Source organism: Brucella tritici, from assembly GCF_008932295.1.
GTDB classification, from domain to species: domain Bacteria; phylum Pseudomonadota; class Alphaproteobacteria; order Rhizobiales; family Rhizobiaceae; genus Brucella; species Brucella tritici.
The window spans coordinates 1-5,638 of the sequence record NZ_WBWA01000057.1; the positions used below are offsets into that span (position 1 = coordinate 1).

Genomic DNA, 5,638 nt, shown 5'->3' on the forward strand with positions numbered 1-5,638 from the left:
TTCAGCCGCAGCGACAATCGCGGGCATCGAAGTGGCCCATATGATCCGCAAGAACCAATTTGCCAATGACAACCGCTCGCCATTCGAGGTCTTTGCGGAGCTCGCAGCATAATTGCGTCTGAAGATCAGGCTGCTTTTAACCTGATGGAAAATTTGCGACACAACCATTCTTCGTCGCCTGCGCTCGTTCGCACGCCGACGTGCCTTTTTTCTTCATCGCTCCCCTTACGGGCTTCGGCGCGCTTACGCCGTTCTTCCGGTTCGCTGCGCCTGGCCTCGCTTTCAATGGTCTCCCAGTGCTGGACAAGTTCATCATAGGATGCAAAGGGCACCCGCCAAACTTTGGTATTATAGTCCCACCTTGCGAAGGATATCTGACGGATTTCTTCAACAAGGCGTCGCGAATATGGTGTTTTAATTCGTAACCCGTCACCGTCGACCGAAAGATAAAAACTGAGGATCGGTTCGAATTCATAGGCGTCTCTCCCCTTTTCCTCGGCGAAGGGATTGGCGCGTGCGGCCTCTCGAGCCAGCCAACGATCAATGCGCCGAGACGCGGTTTTCCCAAGAACGATCCAAGCCTTTTTCCAATCGCTCCATCGTGCAGGGGGAAATTCCTTGCGAAAGCGCTGCACTGTCGTTCGATCAAAAGGAAATGATATTGTGGCTCGATTATCGTCTACGGTATCCAGCCGAAAGTTTTTGTCCATCTGCGATGCTCCAGCGCCAACAGTTGGTTAACTGAACCCAAAAAGCGGCGCAATGTTTCGTAGGGATGCCTATGCGGTAGAAAACCGTTCATTTGGAATGAGGTTCGTTGATGCAAACGCATCTGGATCGTTTCAAATACGCAGGTCTGAAACAAGCGACACGCGCTTTCGCTGAACCGTAGCCTGCAAGAACATATCGTCACGCGAGGCTTAGGTGGTTCCATTTTGAAAAACTTTTTTGGAACTTATGCCGCAAGTGAGAGTTTAATGTTTGTTACTTATTTCACTGGAGAAAAACAATGAAAATCATAACCTTAGCGTTCGTGAGTGCGTGTATCATCGCGCCTTCGGCTGTGTTCGCTCAGGACACCGGCAAAACCTCTCCGGAAACTCCAGCGGTAGCATCGCCTGAAAACAACAATCCTGACGCGCCGGTTAAGGGTGCCAACAGCTTTACAGAAGATCAAGCCAAATCAAGGATTGAGGAGGCAGGATACACTGGCGTAAGCGGCCTCAAATTGAACGAAGAAAACGGCATCTGGGAAGCCTCTGCCATGAAAGGTAACGAGAAGCTGGATGTCCAGCTTGACTACCAGGGTAATGTCACAAAGAAGCCAATGTGAAGCTTTGGCTTCCATCCACTATCTGAACATGGGAGATTACTATGAAAACCGTTACCGGATTATTTGACAGTTATGAAGCAGCCAGGGATGCCGTAGCACGTCTCGAAAACGCTGGGTTCCCGTCAGACGATATTTCCATTGTCTCGCATCGTCGCGATGATGATGGCGAGAGTAATGCCGGCTCTGGCGCGGGGGTCGGTGCAGGATTAGGTGCGGCTGTCGGTGGTGCCGGTGGTCTTTTGACAGGGCTTGGGTTGATGGCGATTCCCGGCGTTGGGCCAGTCGTCGCCGCAGGTTGGCTCGCAGCAACATTGACCGGTGCAGTCGGAGGCGCAGTTGTCGGGGGGGTCGCCGGTGGTCTCATCGGAGCGCTCACGGAGAGCGGGGTGTCGGAAGAAGACGCTCACTTATACGCTGAAGGCATTCGTCGCGGTGGCTCACTTGTCACCGCTCGAGTTGCGGTCGATCGTGTCGCGGAAGCAGATGCTATTTTAGCCGGAGCCAGTTTAGTGGATATCAATGCTCGACGTAAGCTGTATGCAGACGAAGGCTGGCAAAGATTTGACGCCAATGCCGACCCCTATACCGAAGAGGAAATCGAACGAGAACGCAGCCGTTACCTGTAAAACTTGAGCGGCGGAAAGCTCGTTCCCTCACGGGATCTAAATTTCTTGCGTCGAACAGACTGTAGTCCAGACGCGGTCGTCAACGCAAAAAGCCACTTAGTTGTTTTAGATTGACTGTCGCATTCTCGGAAAGAGTCCGTTTGGCGGCTTCAATTCACGGATCGCTTGAAGGATAACATGCCTCTGGAAACCGGGCTTCTGCGTGGAGATTTGCGGGACGGCTGCATGCATCTATGCATAGACATGCAGAATCTTTTCGGACCTGCTTCGCCTTGGCACGTGCCATGGATTGACGCGATCTTGCCCAATATCGTGGATATCTGCTCCCAGCGCAGTGAAGAAACGATCTTTACCCGATTTATACCTCCAAGGTCACCCGACGCTGCCCTAGGAGCATGGAGAGGTTACTACCGCAAGTGGGAAACCCTTACTCTCAATCGTATTAATCCGTCATTCATCGACCTCGTCGACCCGTTAGGAGATTTTTCGCCACCTGCTGTTGTACTTGATAAGACTGTTTACTCCCCCTGGACCGAAGGCTTCCTCCAGCGATATCTGCACAAACGGCGCGTTCATACTGTGATCGTCAGCGGAGCGGAGACCGATCTTTGTGTTCTCGCAACACTATTGGGCGCGGTAGATCGCGGATATCGGGTGATCATTGTCCACGACGCAGTATGCAGCGTTTCCAATCAAACCCACGACGCAATTATCTCTCTTTGTCACCAACGATTTAGTGAGCAATTGGAACTCGTCTGCACGGGTGAGCTGATCGACTCCTGGCGATAAACTTGTTGAACCACGGAACTTTCGAATTGGTGAAGGGTTCACTGTATAAAGGATTTCGACATGGAACAGGTGCACTGGGATGACGCTGTCGTCATTGAAATTGCGGACGGCATTACGCAGACGGTGAGAACCGTAGCAGATGCCGAGAATATACTACTGTCTCAATGGAATAGGTTCGAATTAGATAGTCTCGGCGTCGCTATCAAGGCTTGCCTTTTATGCACGCACGACATTGGAAGTACCGAAGACGCGAGACTTGCTTTCGAACAGGCCGCTTCGATGTCAGGAATCCTGGCGTAACTCTTTGGCCGAGCATGACCTTTCAGAACCGATCTCAAGGCGGCCCAAACACGTCAAATACCCATCTGTCTGCTGCTCATAAGGGAGATCATGACGAAAAAGGGACTGGAATGAAGCATTCCTGATCCAACTAAGTAGAGTCAAAAAGACGACCCTCACCCTGCAATTGGCGAAGAGGGGCAGAGAATTTCACAGCAAACCCTTCTGTTCGGTAGTCAGCGTCAACCTCGCCGGCGCCCAACAACCCCATTCTTATCAGCTTGGAGCCAAATCCGGTCTTAGTTGGCGCGATAACAGGTGGCCCGCCAAACTCAGCCCAATGCAACGAGAAGACCGCATCGTCTTGCCTTTTTGAGACAGCCACTTCCAACAGCACACGCCCCTCACTGTTTGAAAGAGCGCCATATTTGATCGCATTGGTGGTCAGTTCGTGGATTAGAAGCGAAAGCGTTGAAGCTCCTTTAGGGCCGATCAGAACGTCCGGTCCGCTTATCTGCACGCGATCCGCCACCGCCAGCGCGTTTGTTATTCCGCTCACAATCTGACGAAGGGAACCTTCAGAACTTTTGCCCAATCGCAGCACATCGTGTGCATTTCCGAGTGCAAACAGGCGCCTGGTAAAGGTGTTGATCACCTCTTCATCAGCATTGTTATTGAAGGTCTGGCCAGCAATCGCTGCTACGACGCTAAAGGTATTCTTGATCCGATGAGCGAGTTCGGCATTCAGTATGCGAGCATGCTTTTCCGCCTCAACCTTTGTCGTGGTCTCGATGACGGTATCCATCATGCCAGCCACTCGCCCTCTTTCATCGTAAATCGGGCTGTAGCAGAAAGTAAAATAACATTGCTCAGGATATCCGTGCCGATCAATCACCAAGGGAAAGTCTTCTATAAAAATGGCCTCACCCGCATAGGCCTTCTGGACCATCGGTTGAATTTCATCCCAAGCCTCGGCCCAAATATCGCGGAATGATGCTCCCATGCAGTTCTCTTTCTCACCGAGAATCTGTCGGAAGGCGTCGTTATAAATCGTGGTGAATTCCGGTCCCCAGATAATAGCCTTTGGGAAATGCGAAGCCAGCATCATCTGAACCGCAGTTATCAGAGAAGTGGGCCACTTTTCTGGCTTTCCGATTGGATTGCTGTTCCAATCCAACATCCGGATTTCATCGGCCGACTGTCCACGCGCATGCAAGAAAAGCACTGCACTATCCATAAATTTTTCCATACCGGTATGCGGAAGATTCAAAGGCGACCAAGGAAAAACATATTGGGTTCAAGCCGTAAATGCCAGGCGAATATTATTCGTAAGAGCCTCTGCAACAAAAAGGCGGCCCCACGGGCCGCCTTTCTATATTTCCGAGATTACGCTTGTCAAAACTTGTAAGCTACGCCCAAACGAACGTCATGTGTTTTGAACTTGTCTTCGACACTTACATCCGTGCCAAAATCAAAGTCCTTCTTACCGTAATCAGTGTAGCGATATTCAAGGCGCAGAATGAGGTTGTCAGTAGCAGCGTAGTCAACACCCGCACCAGCCGTCCAGCCAGTATAGGTTTTGCTTTGCGATACGCTGATTTCATCCACACCGTCCGTCGCTGAAAGCGTGTTTTTCACGCTACCGAAGGCAACACCGCCCGCGATATAGGGCATGAAGCGATCAAATGCGACACCAGCCCGTGCGCGAACAGCACCCGACCACCGCAACTTGCTCTCAAGGTCACCAGCAATATCTCCGTCAGTAGCGCTGTAGTTGTCCTTTAGATTATTATAGGTGATATCGCCGTCGATACCGAGAATGAAGTTATTGCCGACATCAAAGTTATAACCGGCATAAAGACCACCGAGAAAACCGTCCGGTTTCACACGGAAAGCATCTTCGAATTCCGATTTTCCCCACCCGTAGCCAATCTGCCCACCAATATAAGCGCCAGTCCAGCTAAAAACAGGTTCAGCAACGATTACTGGCGCAGGCTCCTCAACGATAGCGTCAGCAGCTTTCGCACCGGTTGTAGCAATAAGAGCAACAGTTGACGCCAAAAGAAGAGACTTAATTTTCATGGCATTTCTCCGTGATCTAATAGCCTAAGGTTATTTCGTTATTTAAAGGATAACTCATGAATGAAATATGTCTGTAGTATTAATGTCACAACCAGATCGAGAGCCGACATTTCGCCACCTGCTGTTAAAAGCGGTTAATTAAGTCTTTCCACTAACCTAAAACATATTGATCGAGCCATCATGATGACTAATGGCGTTCTGCGCCTGCCAATCAATAACCGCATCGTGCCGCGAGATCGTGAACCGTCAACAGCCATCGTCATCCGTTGGTCAGCTCTTTTCCGCCTCGATGAAAAGTAGCCATTTCAAAGTGCGACGCTCGGCATCGCTAAGCTCAGGCGCAACTAGCCGGATAGCTCCAGCGGCATCGATCTGCGAGCCAAGTTTTCCGGCCAGCCAGTATTCGGGGATGGCAGGATGTATGTAAGACTGCCGGCATACCGTTCTTGTATTGCCGAGCATGTGCGCAACCTTATCGATTGCGCTATTAAGCCTTTGCTTTTGCGCCCTGTCACTGTCAGGCAAATCG

The 5,638-nt window shown here is 50.8% G+C and carries 7 protein-coding genes and 2 pseudogenes; 5 read left to right on the forward strand and 4 right to left on the reverse strand.

Translation table 11 applies throughout. The features are described 5' to 3' along the window. Positions 1-112, forward strand: a pseudogene (locus F9K91_RS25175) (IS6 family transposase); the annotation flags it as partial. 13 nt (positions 113-125) lie between these two features. On the opposite strand, the gene F9K91_RS25180 reads toward F9K91_RS25175, so the two are convergent. Then, a complete protein-coding gene (locus F9K91_RS25180; RefSeq protein ID WP_151679039.1) occupies positions 126-710 on the reverse strand; it encodes a hypothetical protein in 585 nt (194 codons plus the stop codon). A 299-nt stretch (positions 711-1,009) separates the two neighbouring features. Here F9K91_RS25180 and F9K91_RS25185 point away from each other — a divergent pair, with 299 nt between their 5' ends. The 4 genes from F9K91_RS25185 to F9K91_RS25200 all read left to right on the forward strand — a co-directional run bounded on the left by F9K91_RS25185 (position 1,010) and on the right by F9K91_RS25200 (position 3,048). Then, positions 1,010-1,333, forward strand: coding sequence for a PepSY domain-containing protein (locus F9K91_RS25185; RefSeq protein ID WP_151679040.1), 324 nt, complete (start codon positions 1,010-1,012; stop codon positions 1,331-1,333). Positions 1,334-1,374: 41 nt separating this feature from the next. After that, on the forward strand, positions 1,375-1,959 hold the full coding sequence (locus F9K91_RS25190; protein WP_151679041.1) for a general stress protein: 585 nt from the start codon (positions 1,375-1,377) through the stop codon (positions 1,957-1,959). A gap of 177 nt (positions 1,960-2,136) precedes the next feature. Further along, complete coding sequence (locus F9K91_RS25195; protein ID WP_151679042.1) at positions 2,137-2,748, forward strand: cysteine hydrolase family protein; 612 nt, start codon at positions 2,137-2,139, stop codon at positions 2,746-2,748. A gap of 60 nt (positions 2,749-2,808) precedes the next feature. After that, positions 2,809-3,048, forward strand: a complete 240-nt coding sequence (locus F9K91_RS25200) for a DUF982 domain-containing protein (RefSeq protein ID WP_151679043.1) — start codon at positions 2,809-2,811, stop codon at positions 3,046-3,048. Between the two features lie 130 nt (positions 3,049-3,178). Here the strand turns inward: F9K91_RS25200 and F9K91_RS25205 are convergent, their stop codons facing one another. The 3 genes and pseudogenes from F9K91_RS25205 to F9K91_RS26230 all read right to left on the reverse strand — a co-directional run. Continuing rightward, positions 3,179-4,264, reverse strand: a complete 1,086-nt coding sequence (locus F9K91_RS25205) for an HWE histidine kinase domain-containing protein (RefSeq protein WP_235913453.1) — start codon at positions 4,262-4,264, stop codon at positions 3,179-3,181. A 158-nt stretch (positions 4,265-4,422) separates the two neighbouring features. After that, positions 4,423-5,109: an outer membrane protein gene (locus F9K91_RS25210; RefSeq protein ID WP_109988285.1), complete on the reverse strand. Its 687-nt coding sequence runs from the start codon at positions 5,107-5,109 to the stop codon at positions 4,423-4,425. 270 nt (positions 5,110-5,379) lie between these two features. Continuing rightward, positions 5,380-5,638, reverse strand: a pseudogene (locus F9K91_RS26230) (DNA topoisomerase IB); the annotation flags it as partial.

Excerpts from the sequence above, each read along its gene's own strand:
- F9K91_RS25180 (WP_151679039.1), bottom strand. The coding sequence starts at position 710 with ATGGACAAAAACTTTCGGCTGGATACCGTAGACGATAATCGAGCCACA.
- F9K91_RS25185 (WP_151679040.1), top strand. The coding sequence starts at position 1,010 with ATGAAAATCATAACCTTAGCGTTCGTGAGTGCGTGTATCATCGCGCCT.
- F9K91_RS25190 (WP_151679041.1), top strand. The coding sequence starts at position 1,375 with ATGAAAACCGTTACCGGATTATTTGACAGTTATGAAGCAGCCAGGGAT.
- F9K91_RS25195 (WP_151679042.1), top strand. The coding sequence starts at position 2,137 with ATGCCTCTGGAAACCGGGCTTCTGCGTGGAGATTTGCGGGACGGCTGC.
- F9K91_RS25200 (WP_151679043.1), top strand. The coding sequence starts at position 2,809 with ATGGAACAGGTGCACTGGGATGACGCTGTCGTCATTGAAATTGCGGAC.
- F9K91_RS25205 (WP_235913453.1), bottom strand. The coding sequence starts at position 4,264 with ATGGATAGTGCAGTGCTTTTCTTGCATGCGCGTGGACAGTCGGCCGAT.
- F9K91_RS25210 (WP_109988285.1), bottom strand. The coding sequence starts at position 5,109 with ATGAAAATTAAGTCTCTTCTTTTGGCGTCAACTGTTGCTCTTATTGCT.